Source organism: Desulfobacter postgatei 2ac9, from assembly GCF_000233695.2.
In the GTDB taxonomy this organism is placed as follows: Bacteria; Desulfobacterota; Desulfobacteria; order Desulfobacterales; family Desulfobacteraceae; genus Desulfobacter; species Desulfobacter postgatei.
Map to the genome: position 1 here is coordinate 1,153,349 of NZ_CM001488.1, position 19,538 is coordinate 1,172,886.

Annotated in this window: 15 protein-coding genes; 8 read left to right on the plus strand and 7 right to left on the minus strand. The window is 46.2% G+C overall.

What is annotated here, in order from left to right:
• The first annotated feature begins 412 nt into the window (after positions 1-412).
• Both DESPODRAFT_RS05265 and DESPODRAFT_RS05270 read left to right on the plus strand, forming a co-directional pair.
• Positions 413-967: an NUDIX hydrolase gene (locus DESPODRAFT_RS05265; protein ID WP_004071912.1), complete on the plus strand. Its 555-nt coding sequence runs from the start codon at positions 413-415 to the stop codon at positions 965-967.
• A 12-nt stretch (positions 968-979) separates the two neighbouring features.
• Positions 980-2,824 (plus strand): M48 family metallopeptidase, encoded by a 1,845-nt coding sequence (locus DESPODRAFT_RS05270; RefSeq protein WP_004071914.1) that lies wholly within the window; start codon positions 980-982, stop codon positions 2,822-2,824.
• Here the strand turns inward: DESPODRAFT_RS05270 and DESPODRAFT_RS20540 are convergent.
• Both DESPODRAFT_RS20540 and DESPODRAFT_RS05280 read right to left on the minus strand, forming a co-directional pair.
• The gene (locus tag DESPODRAFT_RS20540) at positions 2,770-3,213 is read right to left on the minus strand and encodes a hypothetical protein (RefSeq protein ID WP_052314666.1); all 444 of its coding nucleotides are present in this window, start codon (positions 3,211-3,213) and stop codon (positions 2,770-2,772) included. The genes DESPODRAFT_RS05270 and DESPODRAFT_RS20540 overlap by 55 nt on opposite strands.
• A complete protein-coding gene (locus DESPODRAFT_RS05280) occupies positions 3,182-3,508 on the minus strand; it encodes an iron-sulfur cluster assembly scaffold protein (RefSeq protein ID WP_245532018.1) in 327 nt (108 codons plus the stop codon). Before DESPODRAFT_RS05280 ends, DESPODRAFT_RS20540 begins: the two co-directional genes overlap by 32 nt.
• A gap of 468 nt (positions 3,509-3,976) precedes the next feature.
• Here DESPODRAFT_RS05280 and DESPODRAFT_RS05285 point away from each other — a divergent pair, with 468 nt between their 5' ends.
• Complete coding sequence (locus tag DESPODRAFT_RS05285; RefSeq protein WP_004071921.1) at positions 3,977-4,207, plus strand: KH domain-containing protein; 231 nt, start codon at positions 3,977-3,979, stop codon at positions 4,205-4,207.
• A gap of 237 nt (positions 4,208-4,444) precedes the next feature.
• Positions 4,445-5,608 carry an ABC transporter substrate-binding protein gene (locus DESPODRAFT_RS05290; protein WP_004071923.1) on the plus strand — a complete coding sequence of 388 codons (1,164 nt, stop codon included), beginning with the start codon at positions 4,445-4,447 and terminating at the stop codon, positions 5,606-5,608.
• Here the strand turns inward: DESPODRAFT_RS05290 and DESPODRAFT_RS05295 are convergent.
• Genes DESPODRAFT_RS05295 through DESPODRAFT_RS05310 form a run of 4 tightly spaced genes read right to left on the minus strand, consistent with a single transcriptional unit; the run spans position 5,598 to position 12,798 of the window.
• Positions 5,598-7,178, minus strand: a complete 1,581-nt coding sequence (locus tag DESPODRAFT_RS05295; protein WP_004071925.1) for a hypothetical protein — start codon at positions 7,176-7,178, stop codon at positions 5,598-5,600. The genes DESPODRAFT_RS05290 and DESPODRAFT_RS05295 overlap by 11 nt on opposite strands.
• Before the next feature lie 12 nt (positions 7,179-7,190).
• The gene (locus DESPODRAFT_RS05300) at positions 7,191-9,692 is read right to left on the minus strand and encodes an MFS transporter (protein WP_004071926.1); all 2,502 of its coding nucleotides are present in this window, start codon (positions 9,690-9,692) and stop codon (positions 7,191-7,193) included.
• On the minus strand, positions 9,689-10,780 hold the full coding sequence (locus DESPODRAFT_RS05305) for an alanine racemase (protein WP_004071927.1): 1,092 nt from the start codon (positions 10,778-10,780) through the stop codon (positions 9,689-9,691). Before DESPODRAFT_RS05305 ends, DESPODRAFT_RS05300 begins: the two co-directional genes overlap by 4 nt.
• A 14-nt stretch (positions 10,781-10,794) precedes the next feature.
• Positions 10,795-12,798: a SpoIIE family protein phosphatase gene (locus tag DESPODRAFT_RS05310; protein ID WP_004071928.1), complete on the minus strand. Its 2,004-nt coding sequence runs from the start codon at positions 12,796-12,798 to the stop codon at positions 10,795-10,797.
• Between the two features lie 272 nt (positions 12,799-13,070).
• On the opposite strand from DESPODRAFT_RS05310, the gene DESPODRAFT_RS05315 reads away from it, so the two are divergent.
• Entirely contained in the window at positions 13,071-15,110 is a 2,040-nt protein-coding gene (locus DESPODRAFT_RS05315) for a SpoIIE family protein phosphatase (RefSeq protein WP_004071929.1), read from the plus strand.
• Here the strand turns inward: DESPODRAFT_RS05315 and DESPODRAFT_RS05320 are convergent.
• The gene (locus DESPODRAFT_RS05320; RefSeq protein WP_004071930.1) at positions 15,103-15,576 is read right to left on the minus strand and encodes a DUF3124 domain-containing protein; all 474 of its coding nucleotides are present in this window, start codon (positions 15,574-15,576) and stop codon (positions 15,103-15,105) included. The two genes, DESPODRAFT_RS05315 and DESPODRAFT_RS05320, sit on opposite strands and share 8 nt — an antisense overlap.
• Before the next feature lie 377 nt (positions 15,577-15,953).
• Between DESPODRAFT_RS05320 and DESPODRAFT_RS05325 the strand changes: the two genes are divergently transcribed.
• The 3 genes from DESPODRAFT_RS05325 (at position 15,954) to DESPODRAFT_RS05335 (ending at position 19,522) form a co-directional block, all read left to right on the plus strand.
• A complete protein-coding gene (locus DESPODRAFT_RS05325) occupies positions 15,954-17,042 on the plus strand; it encodes a response regulator (protein WP_004071932.1) in 1,089 nt (362 codons plus the stop codon).
• 63 nt (positions 17,043-17,105) lie between these two features.
• Entirely contained in the window at positions 17,106-18,380 is a 1,275-nt protein-coding gene (locus tag DESPODRAFT_RS05330; RefSeq protein ID WP_004071934.1) for a cyclic di-GMP-binding domain-containing protein, MshE-related, read from the plus strand.
• A gap of 14 nt (positions 18,381-18,394) precedes the next feature.
• A complete protein-coding gene (locus DESPODRAFT_RS05335; protein ID WP_052314667.1) occupies positions 18,395-19,522 on the plus strand; it encodes a nucleotide-binding protein in 1,128 nt (375 codons plus the stop codon).
• The last annotated feature ends 16 nt before the right edge of the window (positions 19,523-19,538 follow it).

Genomic DNA, 19,538 nt, shown 5'->3' on the forward strand with positions numbered 1-19,538 from the left:
GGCTCATGCAATTGAATATTGTTGACAAGTAGGCCTCATTTTTGATCGGTGAATAGATTCTACACCGGTGGAGACCAAAAAAAAGAGCGCTCAGGCGTTTCATTGATTTGAACGCAAAATCCGAGAACAAAAGCTCGCATACGATCCCAGAGCGCTCTATGTCTATTCATTTTACTCCATATATTTTGCATCAACGACTGAGAAGCGGTCCGTAGCCCTGCCAGTTAAGCGGATCTTGATAGAAAAGACGAGTTGTTAAATTCCGTTTATGTTCTGTTGTGGACTGAGCTTGGGTATGGGATAGACCAGATCAACCCATAGCTGTTATTTGGGATATATTGCCTATTCTCGTTGCATTGAGCAGTGGTATGTCTTAACTTTACTTTTGTTAATTATTAATCAGGAGATTATTGTGGACATATATGAAAAAGAAAAAATAACGGACTTTCCTCATCTCAACTTGATTCGCGCCAGGTATAAAGATACTGCCGGTGCAGATAAATCTTGGCTCTATGCATCCAGGCAGAGTACGGCCAGGCCTGATGCGGTAGTGGTTGTTCCATTCCATCAACAGGAGAATAGACTGGTCGTTATCAAGGAGTTCCGGGTGCCTTTGGGCGGATTTCAGTATGGTTTTCCCGCAGGCCTTGTGGACCCCGGCGAAAGTGTTGTTCAGGCCGGTCGGCGTGAGTTGTATGAGGAGACCGGCTTAACGGTTGTGAATGTGATAAAACAAAGCCCTGCGATATTTTCTTCATCCGGATTAACAGATGAAAGCATAAGCCTTTTGTATGTGGATTGTGAGGGCTCTGCAAATACCGAATATAACGAGGCTTCCGAACTGATTGAGGTAAAGATGCTGTCACCGGATCAGGCGGCCGACTGTCTATGCCAAGACAATATTTTGTTTGATGTAAAAACATGGATTGTTTTGGACCGGTTTGCTGCAACAGGTAAGATGGTATAAGGACGCCATCGCGTGTTTTCAAATTTTATATATTTTCTTGCGGCCCTGGTGATTTACACCACATCGGAGTTGTTTGACAAACCTTCGGGATTTGATCCCGGGGCCATTGGTTTCTGCCTGCTCTCAACGGCTGCATTTGCCCTGGTCTGCCGGATTTATTTCAATCGCCTGTCACGCCTTGGGCAGGCCTTGCCGGCACAGGAAATTGACCAGCGGGTGAACACTGCCGTCTCACGGCTCTCCATTTCGGCATTGGTGCTCTTTGCCGTAAATATTTATGGGTTCCGTGTGAATCATTTACTATCGGGCGTTGCTATATTCGAATGGATGCCCACCCTTGGTGCACTGCTGTTTCTTGGATTGTTTCTTTTTTATCTGCTTTTAATATGGAACTTTGCCTATCAGATTCAGAAGCGGTTTTTTACGGTTTCTTTGACCAAAAAGAGCTTTATCCTTTCCAACGTTGCCTTTTGTTTGCCTGCCATGCTGCCGTGGTTTTTTCTGTCTCTTTTGGCCGATTGTCTGGGGCTTTTGCCCTTTGATGGGCTGAATAGATTTTTAAACTCCACGGCCGGGGAAGTGATTTACATTCTTTTTTTTGTCATTTTTATTTCTGTGTTCGGACCGGTTCTGATCCAGCGTTTATGGGGGTGTCGTCCCCTGAAATCGGGTTATGACAGGCAGCGCATTGAAAAAACCTGTCGGATGGCTGATCTCAAATACAGGGATATCCTGGTTTGGAACCTGTTCGGCGGCGGCATGATTACTGCCGGTGTTATGGGTATCGTGGGCCGGTTTCGGTACATCCTGGTTACACCGGCACTGCTTGCCTGTCTGGATGATGATGAGATCGAAGGGGTTGTCCTGCATGAAATAGGTCATGTATATCACCAGCATATGCTTTTTTATCTGTTTTTCTTTGCCGGATTTATTGCCTGTAATTTTGTTTTTTTTGAGCCTTTAATGCTCATGATTTATCTGATCAACCCCTTGTATGCCGGGGCCTCCTTTTTAGGGCTCAGTCAGGATACGGCCCATGCCGCCGTCACCTGCCTGGTGCTCATAGGCCTGTTTGTTTTGTATTTCCGTTTTGTCTTTGGTCTGTTCATGCGGCATTTTGAACGTCAGGCAGATCTGCATATTTTTAAATATACAGATTCGCCGTCGGCATTGATCTCCACCTTTTACAAGATTGCATCCCTAAGCCGGCAGTCCATTGATAAACCCAACTGGCACCATTTCAGTATTGGCCGCCGTATTGGCTTTCTGGAAAAGTGCCGGATGAATCCGGCTCTGATCCAGAGCCACCACGGAAAAGTAAAAAAGATGATTGCCGGGTATCTCCTTGCCGTGGGGGTTGTTTTTTTCCTTGGATACAGTCTTAGTTACGGGGGGCTTAACACCTCTTTTACCCGATTTGTCGCCGGAAAAATTTTGAGCCGGCAGCTTGAGCTTGATCCCAACAATTCTGATTTGTATGTTCAGGTGGGCGATTTTTATTATGATGCCCGGCAGTATGAAAAGGCAATGGTGGCCTACGAGAATGTTTTAACAATTGATCCGGTGAATCTCCATGCCTTGAATAACCTGGCCTGGCTTCTGGCCACATGTCCGGACAAATCGTTTCGAAACGCCCCCAGGTCTCTGGATCTGGCCCGCCGGGCCGTGGATATCCGAAAGGAAGCGTATATACTGGATACCTACGCCGAAGCCCTGTATCTCAATAATCATAAACGCCAAGCATTGGCCGCGGCAAAGCAGGCACTTGAGATTTCGACTCAAAGAAAACAATATTATGAGGATCAGGTGACACGGTTTGAAAAAGCGCTGCAAAAATCTTTGTCTGACAAGGTCTGACAGTTTGTCGTAAGGCTTTTAAAATCGACTCCTTTATAATCGGGTTCAAGGTCTGCCAGCATGGCTTGGGTTGATCTTCTGCCTAAAAGTGCAGGCTCCGGAGGCGGGGCAGGACATTTGAATATGCCTGAAATCCTGGACGCTATAGTTGCTCCCGGGGGGGGGGGAGCCAGTTCCCCGGGATTCATCTTGTATAATTTTCGGGTGAGTGTTTTTAGAAGCGTCAGTGTCTGGTCAATATGGATATCCGATACCATGTTGATATCGGATTTAGCCAGGGTCTCAACGCTGAATTTTGATGAGACACATCCGGCTGACAGAAGTGAAATGCAGACAAGAACAATACCGGCAACCCACTTAAGAAACGTGTGCCATTTGAAACTCTTCAAGCCCCTGGTGCATTGTCTTGACTGCCAGTTGGATGCAATGGTGCTTTTTCTCAGGTATACTTTCAAGAACCCTGAAAACATCTCCATCATTAATTTTTAAAGCCTGATCAACAGTTTTTCCCTTCACAAGATCCACTGTCGCCATTGCCGCAGAGATAGCGCCTGCACATCCTGTGATTTCATATTTGGCATCCTGAACAATTTCGTCTTCATCAACTTTTAGATAAATTTTCATTGTATCACCGCAGGAACCAACTTTAAAGGAAATCTGGTTCGCATTTTCAATCGAACCCATATGTTTTTTTCCAAGATAATATTCAATAGCCGGGTCCCCATATCCGGCTTCGGAGAGCATTTTACGTTCTGAATCCTGTATTGTAATTTCTGTGACCACTTCATACATCCTTCAATTGTATGCCCTTAGCAAAAACAAATATTTTATCGGGCAATGGAATAAAATATTTTTCCCGGTACATAAATAAATACAACAACCTTTCTAAAATAATGAATTCCGTTTTTATGTCAAGGGAAATGACTATTTTCGTCTTTTGATTTTACGATTATCCCTGCGATATGGCATGAAAAATACAGAGTTGTCAGGTCCAGTTCCGTTTTTTGAATAAAATCTTCAAAGCGCTGTAAATAGGGCTTGTGATTATAGCCGGTTATGATATTCTATATTAACTATTTCGACAAAGTCAGCCATAAACGTTAAATGTTGTAGTTAAATATCATATTCATTTTGGTTAAAGGAGATTCGTTAATGAAAGAGTTGATTAAACTTATGGCGAAAGCACTGGTTGATGATCCTGAAAAGGTTGACGTACAAGAGATTAAAGCTCAGCAGACCATTGTTCTGGAACTGCGGGTGGCCAAAGAGGACCTGGGAAAAGTAATCGGCAGAAAAGGCAGAACAGCCCAGGCCATGCGCACCATTCTTTCCTGTGCCTCTGCAAAGGAACAGAAAAGGGTTATTTTGGAAATTGTTGAATAGTGTTGAGAATGTAGGCACTTGGGGTGCATGCAACTGATTGCATGGACCTGTCGGCAGGGCGATTCTTTATTCATTAAAATTTTAAGTCTCGTGTTGCAGGAATTTTTCACAGCCTTTAAAAAGGTTCCTGTTACGGGGCGATGAAATTACGAGAAATTATACCAACAATGCCTTATTTTGTGATATGGGTAATTTCTATATTTAACTTCCATTGTTTTAATGAAAGGGATAGCGCCAATGCAAATATTCAAAAAAATTCTTTATGCCGTTCTGTTCTTTTTGCTGCTCTCTTCTGTTTCGGTGATGGCTGCTGACAAGGGTAATTTCAGCGTAAAGCCAAGTACGAATGGTGGCAAAAAATGGCGGATCGGATATTTTGAGGGGGGAGAATACATTAATTATCAGCTCAATTTCCTGGGGATTGTCAGGGGATTGATGGACATGGGGTGGATGGAAAATGCCAAGATCCCTGAGCAGTCCGGTGAGCAGACCGCGCAACTGTGGCAGTGGCTGGCAAACAACACCAAAAGCCGGTATATTGAATTTGTCAAAGATGCGCATTACACGGGCAGCTGGGACACTCCGCGTATTGAGCAGATGGTGCCTAAAATTATTTCCCGTTTGAATAATAAAAAAGATATTGATTTGATTATCGCAGCCGGCACCAAGGCCGGCCTCAAATTTGCCAGCAATGACCATAAAGTGCCCACACTTGTTATTTCAACCACGGACCCGCTGGCTGCCGGCATCATTAAAAGTGTTGAAGATTCCGGTTTCGACCATGTCCATGCCCGGGTTGATCCCTATCGCCATGAACGTCAGATTCAGCTTTTTTATGACATCATCGGCTTCAATAAACTTGGCATTGCCTACCAGGATACAGAGCAGGGACACAGTTACGCAGCACTGGAGAGTGTAAAAAAAGTGGCTGATGAGCGCGGGTTTAAAATTGTTTCCTGTTTTACCACAGATGAAAGCGCAGAGATCATAAAAGATGAGGAGAGTGTAAAAAAATGTTTTGCAACCTTAGGGGAAAGCGCTGACGCCATTTATGTCACCACCCAGAACGGTGTAAATGCCGACAGTATTCCCGAGCTTGTGAAAATAGCCAACAAATACCGGATACCCACCTTTACCCAGTCCCATTCCGAGCAGGTAAAATATGGATTTTTAATGAGTATATCCAGGGCAAATTTTCAATATGTCGGGCGATTTTATGCCGAGACCATGGCCAAGATATTCAACGGTGCTAAACCTAGAGATATAGGGCAGTTGTTTGAAGATCCCCCGAAAATCGCCATTAATCTAAAAACGGCTGAATTGATCGGTTATGATCCTCCTGTTGATGTTTTAAGCGCGGCCGATGAAATATTTGAGGACATTGAAATCCCTAAAAAATAGGGCAAGGCTTACATAACGCAACTTTTCCGGACAATTCCCTGGAACATGCCTGTGCTACCCTATGCTGCCAGCCGGACTGCTGCCGGGTGATTTGAGCATCTGCATCTTTAAGTGAGCCAAAAAGGCCTGCTATATGGGCCTGGGTAACCGTCAAACCAAAGGCCTTGGTCAGGTCGTCTCTGTTGATTCCCCCGGCTTGAATGATTTCAATGGGACCTGCCGGCAGCAGTTCATTGTTCTGTCCCGGGCTCATGAATGCCAGCATCCCGTCCTGGTAAAGGTTCGTGGTGATCTCTTTTATCATTTCCGCATTCGTGGTATCCCCCTGTACTTTAAGGCAGTCGGCAATGCAGGTTTTCATCCATGTCAAATATGCACCCTGGAACACGCCGCCCACACAATGAAATCCCCTGGCAAAACAAATGAGCAGAAAACAGGTGAACAGGGAGGGCAGCAGTTTTTGTTTTTCAAGCGCCTGAATCAGTTCATTCCGGTTAAAGTTCATAGTAAAAGAATCGCCCCGGTCATCCCTTCCGCATAGATAAAAATCGCCTTTTATGGATTTTAATAAAAGGGGAACGCGGCGCTTATAATCATCAATGCCCCAGAAAAAAATCGTACCCGTCGCCGTGCTATCCGGTTTTCCCGGAGCCGTATCTCTAGTCTTGAGGGTATTGGCATGCCAGCAGCCTGGGCAGCCGTCCAGATGTTGAATAATCGTGTTGCGCAGTGTTGCATTGAAAAAGATTCGGTATGCAAGGCTGTTTTCATCGTTCAGGTCTTTGCCGAGCAGAATGGCGGTGATTTTTTCAATTTCCAGATACACAATATCCGGCGGATGTTCACTGGTTTTCAGCATGCGTTTTCCAAGCATCCGGTTGACAATCATAGCCTGGGCCGCGTAGCTCTCCTGGTTTAAAACCGCATCAATGGCATACTCATGTTCTAAAAGGCTTACAATTGTTTCGGCCGTGGTTTTGGATATCAGGTTTTTCTTTTTCCATGCGGTTGTTTTTTTCAGGGCTTTTTGCTGCATGGCTATGGTAAACGGTTTTGCCAGGCTGGTCATGGTCCGCTTTTCATTGTCCGGAAATATCGGCAGTCTCAAGGGTAACTCCCGGCTGTTGCCCAATTCGGATTCGTATACCAGAAGTCCTCTGGCAAATGTCGAACTGTTAAGCGGCACATTGCCGAAACAAAAAATCGGGATGGTGGTTTCTTTGCGCCGGCCGGTGAGAATTCCTGCACCGTAAATCAGGTTCCCCTGGACCGAATTGGCAAAATAATCAATGCCAAGGTGTGTGGTGGTCATTACAGTACCCGCTGCCATCAGATCATTGGCAGCGCGGGTCCCTATATCTTTTCCCAGAACAGGGCAAATCTGACCAAAAACAGCCTGCCTGATGTCATCCCTGGATTGGACGGATGGACAGGGTGGTGTGTTCAATCTTTCAGCATACACCCCAAGGGGCATATGACCAAACCTGTTAAGAATGTTTTTGACCACGGGAAGTTTTTGGCAGACCATTTCCAGATATTCAGATGCACTGGATTGTGATTGTGTTGTCATGGATTTATCCGCCTAACCCACCAAAATAAAGATCAGGGTGAAAAGCAGGTAAGCTGCTGCTGTCAGGGCAATACCTGAATCTGATCCCATGGTGATAAAAAGCCATCCAAACAGGATGGGGCCGGTTACCTGACCTAATCGCAAAACAGCATTTAAAAGACCGATAGCCTTACCGCCACCCAATTGGCTGGTGATGTGCAAATCCAATACATATGCGCTTCTGACTGGAATCAGGCAGGCGGAAAGACCTAGAAGAAAGATGGAAACCGTAACGGAGACAACACCGGAAAAGTCTTTGAAAAAATAAAAATTGGCAATGCTCAGGCTGCCGATAAAACTGCCCATGACAAGGTATCGTTTTTTGTCGTGGGCCCTGCCTGCAATTTTTGAAATATACGGCGCCACATACATCAGGCAGATGCCGTAAATCATGAAAATCCGGCCGATGTCGGACTGGGAGGCACCAATGCTTTTCAGATAAATGGGGCTGTAATAGTTCATGAAACCGATCAGCACGATATACCAGGGAAGCCCATAAAATACGATCAGTGTGAAAATTTTACGATTGAACAGGAAACTGAATAAAGACGGTTTCGCGGATGACGGAAGTATTTGCTCTGTCGGGGTCGCCTGCGCAGTTGGTTTTGGGGGTGCCATGGCACCGTTCATCATGAAAAAGGTATATATAATAAGCAGCAGCACAATAGTGCCGCCCACCAGAAAGACCGGGGCATAACCGATACGGTCCGCCAGCATCGCTCCTGTGGCTCCGCCGCAGATACTGCCTGCATATACTCCGGCCCACAGCTGGGCCATGCCCTGGGCACTGTTTTTTCTTGTGGTAAGTGCAATGATAAAACCTTGGGCCGCCATCAGGGAGAGCCCGTACCCCATCCCCACAAGGCCTAAAGCAATAAGAAAGTAGAGGGAAGATGGGGCCAGCCAGGCAAAGATAAATCCTGTGCCGGATAAAAACAGCCCAACCAGAAAGGGTTCTGCCCAACCTCGCTTGTCGCACCATCCACCTGATATCAGTAATGATATTGAAGTGAACAGCATTTGCATGGAAATGGGAAGGCCCATAATGATCTCTTTGGAAAGGCCCAGTAATGGATGATTTGGGTTATACAAGGTGGCCATGTGAAGGGGAAGAAATGAAATGCAGGAGTCTACCCCGAAAAAAAATATGAACGCCACGGGTCGAATGGCTGTGTAATGCACCTGCTTGTTATGCGCACGGGTCTCTCCGGCGATCTGGCGTTCAATAAGCTGGAGCTCAAGGATCAGCAGTTCCACAAAAAAGAAAATCGAGATCACAAGAACCGTGATCGAATCCAGGGCAATTTCTTTAAGTTTGTTGAACAGGAAATCCTTTGAAATATGGATGGTCAGTTTGCCGACCAATGTACCGGTTTGTGTTTTCCGTGTATTGAACAGGTTCTGGGTGACTGTGTAGCCCGGATAATCATGGAGGGAAAGCATTTCGCCATCCTGATCTTCATTCTTTTCAGGCGTTGTCAGATTGCGCATGCCGTGCTTGGTGGCAATGTAAAGGGGCCGGCCCTTGTGATCAGATATGGTAATGCCTTCAAGTTCAGGAGATACGGCAATGAGATCAGCCAGCCGTTGGTCCATTTTTATCAGTCGCCGGATATTCAGGCCCTTTGCCAGTAAATATTCAATATCCTGTTTTAACAGCTTTGACATGACAACACTTTTCTGGGTGGAAACATCCAGAAAATGGACCCTGAATTCAAAAAGATTAAACAAGTTCAAGGAGATTTGGGCCAGGCAGATGATAATAAAAAAAGCCGCAGAGATTTTAAATTTGATTCGCCCCAGTGATTTTTCAGATATGTTCGGCCCCAGGGTCAAAGATCGCAGAAAGATGACTAAAAGCCCCATGGCAGTGAAAAGAATCACCGCAATCAGGTTTTTATTTTTCATGACTATGGCGCCCAACAGAGCCTTTACCTGTTCCTGACCGAAGGCAACCGTTACGGTGGCGACCCATTTTCTTGCCCCCCCCTCTTTTACGGGCAGGGAAAGGTAATAAACGCCTTCATGTTTCACACAGTGGCATTCCACAGGGGTTTGTGCATCCTTGACCATCGGCAGGCGCACCGATTCAGGCAACGCTCTCCCCACAACCTGTGTTCTGCTGCTGTAAACAACATCTCCATCCGGGTCGGTAATATAAACAACAATGTCATCCTTATCAGTGCCGGGGTCACCTGCCTCTTTCTGTTTCGGTGTCAGGTGCTGCCGGGCTTCCAGGATTAGTTTGTCCATACCAATGAATTTATCAAAGCGTTTGCCGAATCGAAGCGCCGTTTCCAGGTTGCGCTGGAGGTCCTTTGCCACCACGTTGTTTTTGGAAATAAAGGTTTCCACATACAGTTTTTCAAGGGTGGCTGATGTTAAAAGAATATTAAAGCCTAACGCGAGCACCAGCATGATAAAGGCACCTGCAAACAAGCGCATCCGGGATCTGTTTTTCGTCAAATGGCTCATAAAACAGGTGTGCTGTCAGTTTCTTCCTGGTAACGGATCCGGGTAAATGGCGATATAAAGCTTTGGAGAAAGGCCTGGTAGTTCATTGTGAAATCAACAAAATCTCCCACTTTAAAGCGATGAGGGCAATCCGTGATGTCTGCCAGGGTATAATTGGAATTTACGGAAACAATTTCCATGCCCGGGATTAAAGGTGCCAATCCTGATGGGTAAGTGTCGCAGATGCCGAAATTGAGAATGGCGCGTTTGCGCAAGCCCCGGCGGGGAAACCGGGGTTGGCAGCCCAAAGCATCCTTTCCGCACAACTGGGGTGGCGTTACTCGCTTTTCTTTTATTTCAAGGATATCGCTTCTGAATGTGACCACCCGGGTATCCAGATTCGGGTGCACCTGATTTATTGTGGGAATAGTGCCCAGGAACACGGATTCTCCCAATCGTATATTGTTGATCCGGCCGGGAAGTCGCTTGTGCTGCATCCATTTGAGCAGTACGGAGCCGCCCACGGACACAGTGTTAACCTTAATGTCGAGTTTGGATTCAATCTGATCAGCCAGGTGGGCCATGATACCAAGGTTGTATTCATCCGGTACGGTTCCGGCACAACATCCCAGGTTGGTGCCGATGCCGGCAAATTTAATGCCCCGGGGCTTGATCTGGTGAATTTTGCGCACGGTATCCAGAACCTGATCGGGCATAACACCTTCTCTCAAGTCTCCGGTATCCACCATCAAAAGAATGCTGTGGGGGCAGTTCATGGCAATGGCCGTTTGGTTGAGTTTTTGAATAACGGCCAGTTCAGAGTTGAAACTTGTGCCGAAGCACTGGACAATGGCAGGCAGTTGATGGATTGAGGGCAGGGCAATATATATGGGCCGCCTGGGGAAGACAGGTTTTGCTCTTGGACCGTCAGGCACCCTGGATATTCCGATGTTTTCAAAACCTAAGTCCAACATCTGACTGATCATCTTCTGGTCTGCACATGGGTCTTTGATAATTCCGGTGATCCCCAGGTGATGTTCCCTGCAGTACCGGGACAAAAAACGGATATTGTGACGCAGTCTGTCCAGATTCAGGAGTAATTGACTCATAATGATGTTAAATTTTATTTCCGGAATTTGATTATCAGGATGGCAATATCATCGGACTGGGCCGCAGAATCGGCATGTTCCCGAATGCGGTCTAAAAGATTATGCGCTATTTTTTTCGACGGCAGATCCCTGTCTTTTGACACTTCATCAATCATCCGTTGATTTGAAAATTGCTCCCCGTCTTTGTTCATGGCCTCGTTAACCCCATCCGTATATAACATAAAACCCTGTCCATTATTAAGGGTTAAGGTGCTGTCCGAATAAATGATGCCCGGCATGGCACCGACAGGGGGGTCTTTTTTTTCTTCTATAAAACGGGCCCCGTCATGGTTGATCATAATGGGCGGGCAGTGTCCGCCATTGGCATAGACAATCCGGCCTGTTTGAATATTCAAAATCCCGATGATAAGGGTAACAAACATGGAACGGGGATTGTCGGAGCTTAATACATTGTTGATACTGGTCATCATCCGGGCAGGTGATACATCCTTGCCGCTGAATACTCGGATAAGGGTCCGGCTGACCACCATGAACAGGGCTGCAGGCACACCTTTGTGGGAAACATCACCTAAAGTAAAAACAACATGCTCGTCATCAAGCCGGAAAAAATCATAAAGATCTCCACCGATTTCCTTGGCCGGCTCCAACGTGGCATACAGATCTATATGATCAAATTCAAGCAGCCCCGGAAAGGTTTTCGGCACCATGCCCAACTGGATTTCCCTGGCAATCCCCAGTTCACTTTCAATCCGCTGTCTGTCTGAGGTGATGTTGATCAAATCCTGGATGTTTCGGCTTAGTTCGTGGCGCATAAGGATAAATGACGCAGCCAGGTCTCCCACCTCATCTTTGTGATTTTCAGCCAGGTCATCCACCGGCGTTGCCTTTTCCATGGGGGTGGTAAAATTGAGTTTTGGAATTTCTCTGGCATAGGATGACAGGCGTTGCAAGGGTGTAGCGATCCGGCTGACGACCAGAATAATGGCCACAAGACCGGCCATGAACATCATTACGATGATCAGGCTCTGCCGGATAACCAGACGCTGGGCCGGCAGTTTGATCTCCTGCAAAGGAATGATGACACTGATATACCATTTAAAGGGTTTGAAATAATAACAATAGGCGATCATTTTTTTTGCATTTTTATCGGGCATGTCAGGCAGATAATGAAAGTGTGAAAATTCAGCAGATGCGTTTTGACGGATATCGTCATTTATCATATTACCGGTGATTCGATTGAGCCGGGTACCCATGGCCTGAGACGCACTTGCCAACTGCGGAATCAGTGCGGCACCTGATTCATCAAAAATATAGACAAAGCCGCTGTCAGCGATTTTCAGACTTTGGGTATAATCTGTCAAAGAGAGGATGATCTGTTCTTTCTGTTTTTCCGCCAGGGCCTGGAGCTGGCTGATATCCACGGAGACGCCGATGGTTAGTGACCAGGGTGTAAATGGTTTGAAATAGGCAAGCACCGATGCGTTTTCCTGGCTCTGGTCAAAGTTGAACGCAGCAAAGTCCCCTCTTGGGGTTAAGTGATCAAACTGCATGACCTGGGATAGGTTTCTGTGTTTGACATCCATTAATGATTTTAAAGAAAGGGCGGTTACCTGCGCATTGGACGATGCTATTATATTGGATTGTGCATCAATGATGTAATGCTCGACATTATCAAAAGGGGCTGTTTCAAGCCAGGAGAGTGCGTGTTTAAGTCCGTTTGTCTCCTGTGATTCACCCTTTGCGGCAAAGCCTTCAAATACCGATGCGATAACCTCGGTCGTGTTCTTTAACTGGCTGCGTTTTAAAAGGGTCAGGGTCCGTTTTTCCTTCAAAAGGTTGCGGTAATCTGCTTCAATAATCAAATCCAGGGCGTGCAGAATGTTCAACGCGGAATCCTGCTGGGCCGTCAGCATGGCGTTACCCACATCCCGGTGGGTGGAAAAGATGTTAACCAGGGTAGATATCACCATGACCAAAATAACAGCAAATAAAATTTTCCCCTTAATGGTTGAGAACATTGCGGTTTTGATCACTCCTCATCTATACTAAACTGTTACGGCTGCCATCGTAAACAGAACTCAGGTTTTACATTCAACACGGTTAGCCTATACCACAGTCGGCCCGCAGGTCCATACAATTTTATAAAATCGTAAAGCGGCGTTGATATTTTTATTTCTTCCGGCCCGGTTCTATTCGGGTATTGTATTGTTGCTGATATTTGTATACGCTGCACTCAGGTTTTTTGGCTTAGGAATTTGAAAAAAATGCCCTAAATGGCTGAGTTATAAATATGGGTCAACGGTTTTTATCGACAATTAAAGGTAAAATCATTGTTTATGTGACCCTGGTGATGGTTATCTCAACCGCTGTCAATCTCTATTTCACCAACAGGGATGTGGGACAGGCCATGTTGGTGACCCAGGAAAAATCAGCCCGTAATATTTTGCACTCCTTTTATCTGGTAATTCGCGAGAATTATCATCAACTTCTGACTTCCAAGCGGGCAATGACCCTGACCAAGCGCAATCAACTCAAACAAAAAGCGCGAATGATTCAATCTGTTTTTACCGGTTTCTGTACCGCCGTTACTCCCGGGGATGATTCCCGGTCAGGGATTCAAAAGGCCCTTGCATGGATTAACAATATCCCCTTTGAAAACACCGATTTTTACATTATGGATGAGGAGTTTAACCTGATTTCAAGCTCGAATAAAAAGATGCGCAAAGGGGCTTACAGAACCATTGAGGATATTAAAGACAGAAAAATTGCCGAAGTGATGCAGTTTGACAACTTGAACCACCACGGTGATTTTGCAATCTTCAACACGGTTGGAGAAAACGGCCGATCCGGTCACGTCCTGGCTTTTTTTCTGCCGTTTCCGCCCCGGAAATATACCATTGGGGTATCCGTGGACATCAGTGGCATTGAAGCTCAAGCCCAGGCAGAGAAGGAAAAATGTATCTCTTCCCTGAATGAATATGCCGGCCGACTGACTATCACTAAAAGCGGATTTGTTTGTATGGTTGGTGCAGATGATACAATCCTGATTCCGCCCCCTGATCTTGGTGAAAACACCACCAAAGACATTATCCGCTGTATTAAAGAAAAGACAGGTATCCAGCAGATCCGAACCACGGATATTGCAGATATTTCGGAAATCAGATATGTTGCCCGGTCGGATAACGGCGGCAGCCGGACCATGATTATTTACAGCACCTATTTTAAACCGTTCAAGTGGTATACCGGTGTTGTTATTCCCCTCAATGAGATCAATGCCGCTGCAAAACAACTGGTTGTACGGCAGAGCATTATTATCGGCCTGATGTGTATAGTCGGCATTATTGCCGTCTTTGTTCTGGTTTCCCGGATTTCAAAACCATTGACTCTTTTATCCCATTATGCAAGGCGGCTGCCCCGGCGGGATCTTTCCAAACCTTTGCCGGAAGATTCACCCATTGATGCATTGATAAAAAAACATAAGGATGAAGTTGGTACCCTTGCCGCATCTTTTCTCCTCATGCGTCGGGAATTGAATAAGAATATTCAGAACCTTATTCAGAGTACGACAGCCCGGCTCCGTATGGAAAGTGACTTGAATATCGCAAGGGAGATTCAGCTGGGTATGGTGCCCAAAACCTTTCCGTTTTTTGCTGATCATCCGGAATTTGATTTGTATGCCATGCTTACGCCTGCAAAAGAAGTGGGCGGGGATCTATATGATTTTTTTCTTATTGATGAGGACCGTCTGTGCTTTACCCTGGGCGATGTGTCTGAAAAAGGGGTGCCCTCGGCATTGTTCATGGTGATCACCCGTACCCTGATTCGGACGTTGAGTGAAAAGATGGAATCCCCAGGTATCGTCATGGAAGAAATAAATGAGATTTTAAGCGCTGACAATCCAAGATCCATGTTTGTCAGGCTTGTCATCGGTATTTTCAATTTTAGGACCGGTGAAATCCTTTATGCCAATGGCGGGCATAACCCGCCTGTGGTCATGCCCTGCAACAGTGAATGCTATTTTAAAAAAGGGAATACTCAACCCGTAGTGGGGGCTCTTCCCGGCATTTCATACACTGACATATCATTGCGCCTTGAACCCCAAGACAGTTTTTTTCTGTACACCGACGGTGTGAATGAAGCCATGGATGCCGATTCTAAACAGTTTTCCAGCGAACGCCAGCTGGCTGTCCTGGAATTTAATAAAGAAAATAGTGCGGAACAGGTGATCAATGCTGTGCTTGGCGCTGTCCGGAAACATGCCGGAAACGCTGTTCAGTCAGATGATATTGCTATGCTGATGATCAAATATCAGGGATCGGATTTCATTTAAAAGGGATAAGAATCTGGCCCCGGGACGTGAAAGAAGACCTTGAGCCGATCATGATGGTTTCCATGATCGGGGGATTTACTGGCTTTTCAGATCGCCATTCAACAATAAAATTGGCCCCGGCCCCTCCGGCCTTATCGTCATAATCGACAACATAGCGTATGGATTCAAGGGGCTTTAGAGAAATAGGTGAGGGGAGGTATTTTTTTAAAAGAGTGCCTTTGGTGTTGTAGTAATCTACCGACACAACCTCAATGCCATGAGACATGTCCGTATTGCGGATGCTTAAAGTCACGGTTAAAAACGTGGGGATCTGTCTGTTGCCTGTGTAAATATGTGAATATGCCGGGACATAAACCTTTTGTCCCTTTGAAAGATTCGGGGCTTGCTGAGCAAAAGCCGTACCCCTTACACATAATAACAGGCCAATCAACAAAATCGGATAACCCAGTATATATTTTTTTACCATTATTTTTTTTACCTTTAAGAAAAGCTGTTTGACACGGGAACGTGTTTTTCATCGTTTGGGTTAAGATTAACCTGAATGTGCGCATTTTTGCAACCCTGGTCGATAAAAATCTTCGCCTGTGTCTTTATTGTTTTCTCAGTCAGCGGTAGCCCTTCTTTAATCGACAAGAGGGTCATTAATTGTAAAAAAATTGAACTGATTGTCAGTAAAGCGCGGTTAATTTTTCTAAAATTCCAGTAACAAAAAGCGTTTTCGTATCTTCAACGGCATGATATAGAGAATACATTATTGGGTGGGGGGTTTAACATCACCGTCACCAAGATTCAACCCAGCGAACTCAATGTGCTATAGCCGGTTTTGTAGGGGGTAGCGATCAGATGGATAGAATTTTGTTCGTTGATGACGATCTTGCTTTTATGGAGGTCACGCAACGACGCCTGAGAAAAATATTTGATATTGATATCGCCCAAGGTGGCCGGGAAGGCCTCAACGCGGTGGCGGGAAAGGGGCCTTATGCCGTCGTAATCACCGACCTGCATATGAATGGCATGGACGGATTCGAGTTTGTGGAGAAGGCAAAAAAAATAGACCCTGACAGCGTAATTGTGATGCTTACCGGCCACGGCAATCTTGATGTTTCTTTAAAGGCGCTGAACGGGGGTAAAATTTTTAAGTTCCTGATAAAACCCTGCAAGCCCCATGTACTTGAAAAGACACTGCAGGAATGCGTCGAACAATACCACAGGAACAGCCATCTGGTCAAAACACCCGAAGCTTCACCTACCAACAGAGATAAAATACTTATCGTCGATGATGATCCGGAAGTATTAAGTGTATTTACGACAGCAGTGAATGCCACAGATCAGTGCGATGTACTCACAGCCGAAAACGGCAAGATAGCCCTCGAACTTATAAAATTCATAAAAATACATGTGATCGTAACCGATCTTGACATACCGGATATGGGCGGTATCCAGTTGTTAAAAGCCACGCACAGGCGTGAACCGAATATGGACCTGTTTTTGATGACTTGGCGGCCAGCATCTGAATTCCAAAATTCGGTGCCGGAGATCACTCTGAACGCCATTTTTGAAAAGCCGCTCGATATGCAGGCGGTTCTGGAGAAGATTTGGTCCGCCCTGCGATCCAATCGAAAAGGAGAAATTAAAGGGTTTGGTACGGCGGCCTTTCTCCAAATGATCGAAATGGAAGAAAAGACATGCACTCTCCAGGTACGATCAGCCGACAAGGTCGGATTTTTGTTTTTCAGGAAAGGCCAGTTGATTGCAGCTGAAACCGGGGACCTGAAAAACGAGGATGCGGCTTATGATATCATAAACTGGAAGGATGCCACTTTTGAAGTCGCCCGGCCAGATGCTGAAAAGCACACTGAAATCAATCGCACCCTCATGCATATTCTGGTTGAAGCGGCCCGCAGGCATGACGAAGCGGAGGCAGATAAATGACCGAAATTCAGCACACCTTCTTAAACAATCTGTATCTTTCGGCAGAGAGGACGACCATAAGAGATGGAAGATAAAACGGCGCACCTGGAAATAGAGGATTTTCTGATGGCCGAAGGATTCGTATCCTCCGAAGAGATGGCCGAAGCCAGAGGCATCCGGAAGACTCATATTGAGCAATCTAAAAAACAATTGGGTTTTATCCTCTTAGGCCAAAAAAAAATAACCCAGGAACAATTGAAGAAGCTGCTGTTCCTTCAGGAAATGCAGTGGCAGATGGGTAAACGGGCAGTTGAAAAGGGCATGCTCTCTCAGGAGCAGCTGGAGGAAGGCCAAAGGCAGGTCAAACAGTCTGGTCGCTCCCTGAGCCGATTTTTAGTTAAAAAAGGGTATCTTTCAGATATGGATCGAAAAAAACTGGTTTACGAGCAGCTGGACACCCTTTTCCTTGTCAAACTGGCCGTCAAACACCGGCTGATCCAGGAGAGCGATCTGGAATCGGTGTTAAAGCTCAAGCATTACAAAAAATCAACATGTGAAATTCTGTATGAACAAAATCGTGTCACCCTGTCCGAACTAAATCTGGCTTTCCGCAGATTCAGCCGTGACCTCAAGCTGGGGCAGATTCTGTTACAGCAGGCCTTGATCCATGAGGCGGATCTTGAAAAGGCCCTTGCATTGCAGTCCGCCGCCCATAAGGCGCTTGGCAAAATACTTTTAGAAAATAAATGGGTTGCCCTAGACCAGCTCTACTTTGCTCTTTCCATTCAGTACAACACCCCGTTCCAGAAACTTGACGGATATATTTATTATGAAAAACAAAAGATAGAACTGCGCAGTATAATCGGCCAACGCTATGCCTGTGAACATCAAATTCTCCCTCTTTTCTGGAACGGTGACAACCTTACCCTCGCAGTCTCCAATCCGGCCAGGATCTGGAGCATGCAAGATCTGAAATCTCGCCATCCGAGCATTCAGATGACCTGTGTGCTGATCACTGATGAAAAATTTGAACAGTTATACGCCCTGCTTTATGGAGAGGTCCTGCCCAGGCCTGTCCAGAGGTTTTTGTCCGGGCAGCAGAATTCAGAGGGAGCCGTGGTGGTGATCGATAATCTGAAAGAACAGCACGCCCAGATCAAATTGTTGTACCAGGCTTATAAGGCCCAGATGCAAATGGCAGGAGGAGATAAGTCGGTTCCCCGGGAAGAGATCTGGTTCATCGAATTTATTGAAGAAAATTTCAATACAATCTGCAACACTTACGGTTGCTCCGGCGTCCAATTCAGATGTACCACCAAAGAGAGGAACCCGGAACTCTTTGCCTCGCCGGTACCATAAAAAGGAAGGTATGCATGAAACGGGTGATCACCATTACCAGTGGAAAAGGCGGGGTTGGCAAGACCAATATCTGCGTGAATCTGGCGGTTGAGTTTGCCAGAAAAGGATTGCGGCCCTGCATTTTTGATGCGGACCTGGGGTTGGCCAACATCAATATTCTGATGGGAATTCGGCCGGAGCACACTCTGGAGGAGGTGGTAAACGGGGAGAAACGCATCCCCGATATTATGATCCACGATACCTGCGGTGTTGACATCATTCCCGGCGGAACCGGTGTGGAAAAGCTGGCCGCCATGACACCTGAGGATGTCTCCCAACTAATCGAATCCTTCTCTTGCATAGCGGGGTACGATGTACTGCTCTTCGATACTTCGGCCGGCATATCCAGGCATGTGCTGTCCTTTTGCCTGGCTTCCCAGGAGGTGCTCCTGGTGGTGACCTCCGAACCCACATCGCTGACCGATGGGTACTCGCTGTTGAAGGTGCTTTCCCTGAATGGATACCGCGATCCGGTGAAGGTGGTCATGAACAAAGCGAAAAATGAACGTTTTGCCAGGGCTGTATTCGATAAATTCAACGAAACGGTGAAACAATATCTTCCCATTGAAATTTCCTATGCCGGCTGCCTTCCCGCCGATGAAACCGTGTCCGCTGCGGTCACCCGGCAGCGTCCTTTTAGTTTGCTGTATCCTAGAGCCCGCGCTGCAGCGGGCATTGAGCAGTTGGCTGGATTTCTGCTCGACAATCCAGGCATCAATACATGTGACAGTGCGTTTGAAAAATTTTGGGAAAAGTATATGGAAATCGCGGGGACTCCTATAAAACTGCCGAAAGGGAAAAAAAAATCAACCATGGCCCCGGAGACAGCCCCAAAATCTCTCCAACCGCCTTCAGCCCAAGCACCTGTTTCTGTAGGAGACAATCCCCTGTCCGACCAGATATTGACATCTTTAAATGAATTGACCACCATCATCACCGATATGTCGGCTGAATTCAGAGAATTTCGGCGCACACTGACAGGGCAAGCCAATGACAGTGCCACCCCCGGTGATCCCGAAAATGACCTATGGGTACCACAACTGCCGCCTATCATTTTCCTTGATTTTGAAGCGTATAAGAAAAAAAAACAGCAGGAGATCTGACGCCGCCCCTTTTTAC

Coding starts and splice junctions, on each gene's coding strand:
- DESPODRAFT_RS05280 (WP_245532018.1), bottom strand. CDS start 3,508: ATGGGTTCGATTGAAAATGCGAACCAGATTTCCTTTAAAGTTGGTTCC.
- DESPODRAFT_RS05285 (WP_004071921.1), top strand. CDS start 3,977: ATGAAAGAGTTGATTAAACTTATGGCGAAAGCACTGGTTGATGATCCT.
- DESPODRAFT_RS05290 (WP_004071923.1), top strand. CDS start 4,445: ATGCAAATATTCAAAAAAATTCTTTATGCCGTTCTGTTCTTTTTGCTG.
- DESPODRAFT_RS05295 (WP_004071925.1), bottom strand. CDS start 7,178: ATGACAACACAATCACAATCCAGTGCATCTGAATATCTGGAAATGGTC.
- DESPODRAFT_RS05300 (WP_004071926.1), bottom strand. CDS start 9,692: ATGAGCCATTTGACGAAAAACAGATCCCGGATGCGCTTGTTTGCAGGT.
- DESPODRAFT_RS05305 (WP_004071927.1), bottom strand. CDS start 10,780: ATGAGTCAATTACTCCTGAATCTGGACAGACTGCGTCACAATATCCGT.
- DESPODRAFT_RS05310 (WP_004071928.1), bottom strand. CDS start 12,798: ATGTTCTCAACCATTAAGGGGAAAATTTTATTTGCTGTTATTTTGGTC.
- DESPODRAFT_RS05315 (WP_004071929.1), top strand. CDS start 13,071: ATGGGTCAACGGTTTTTATCGACAATTAAAGGTAAAATCATTGTTTAT.
- DESPODRAFT_RS05320 (WP_004071930.1), bottom strand. CDS start 15,576: ATGGTAAAAAAATATATACTGGGTTATCCGATTTTGTTGATTGGCCTG.
- DESPODRAFT_RS05325 (WP_004071932.1), top strand. CDS start 15,954: ATGGATAGAATTTTGTTCGTTGATGACGATCTTGCTTTTATGGAGGTC.
- DESPODRAFT_RS05330 (WP_004071934.1), top strand. CDS start 17,106: ATGGAAGATAAAACGGCGCACCTGGAAATAGAGGATTTTCTGATGGCC.
- DESPODRAFT_RS05335 (WP_052314667.1), top strand. CDS start 18,395: ATGAAACGGGTGATCACCATTACCAGTGGAAAAGGCGGGGTTGGCAAG.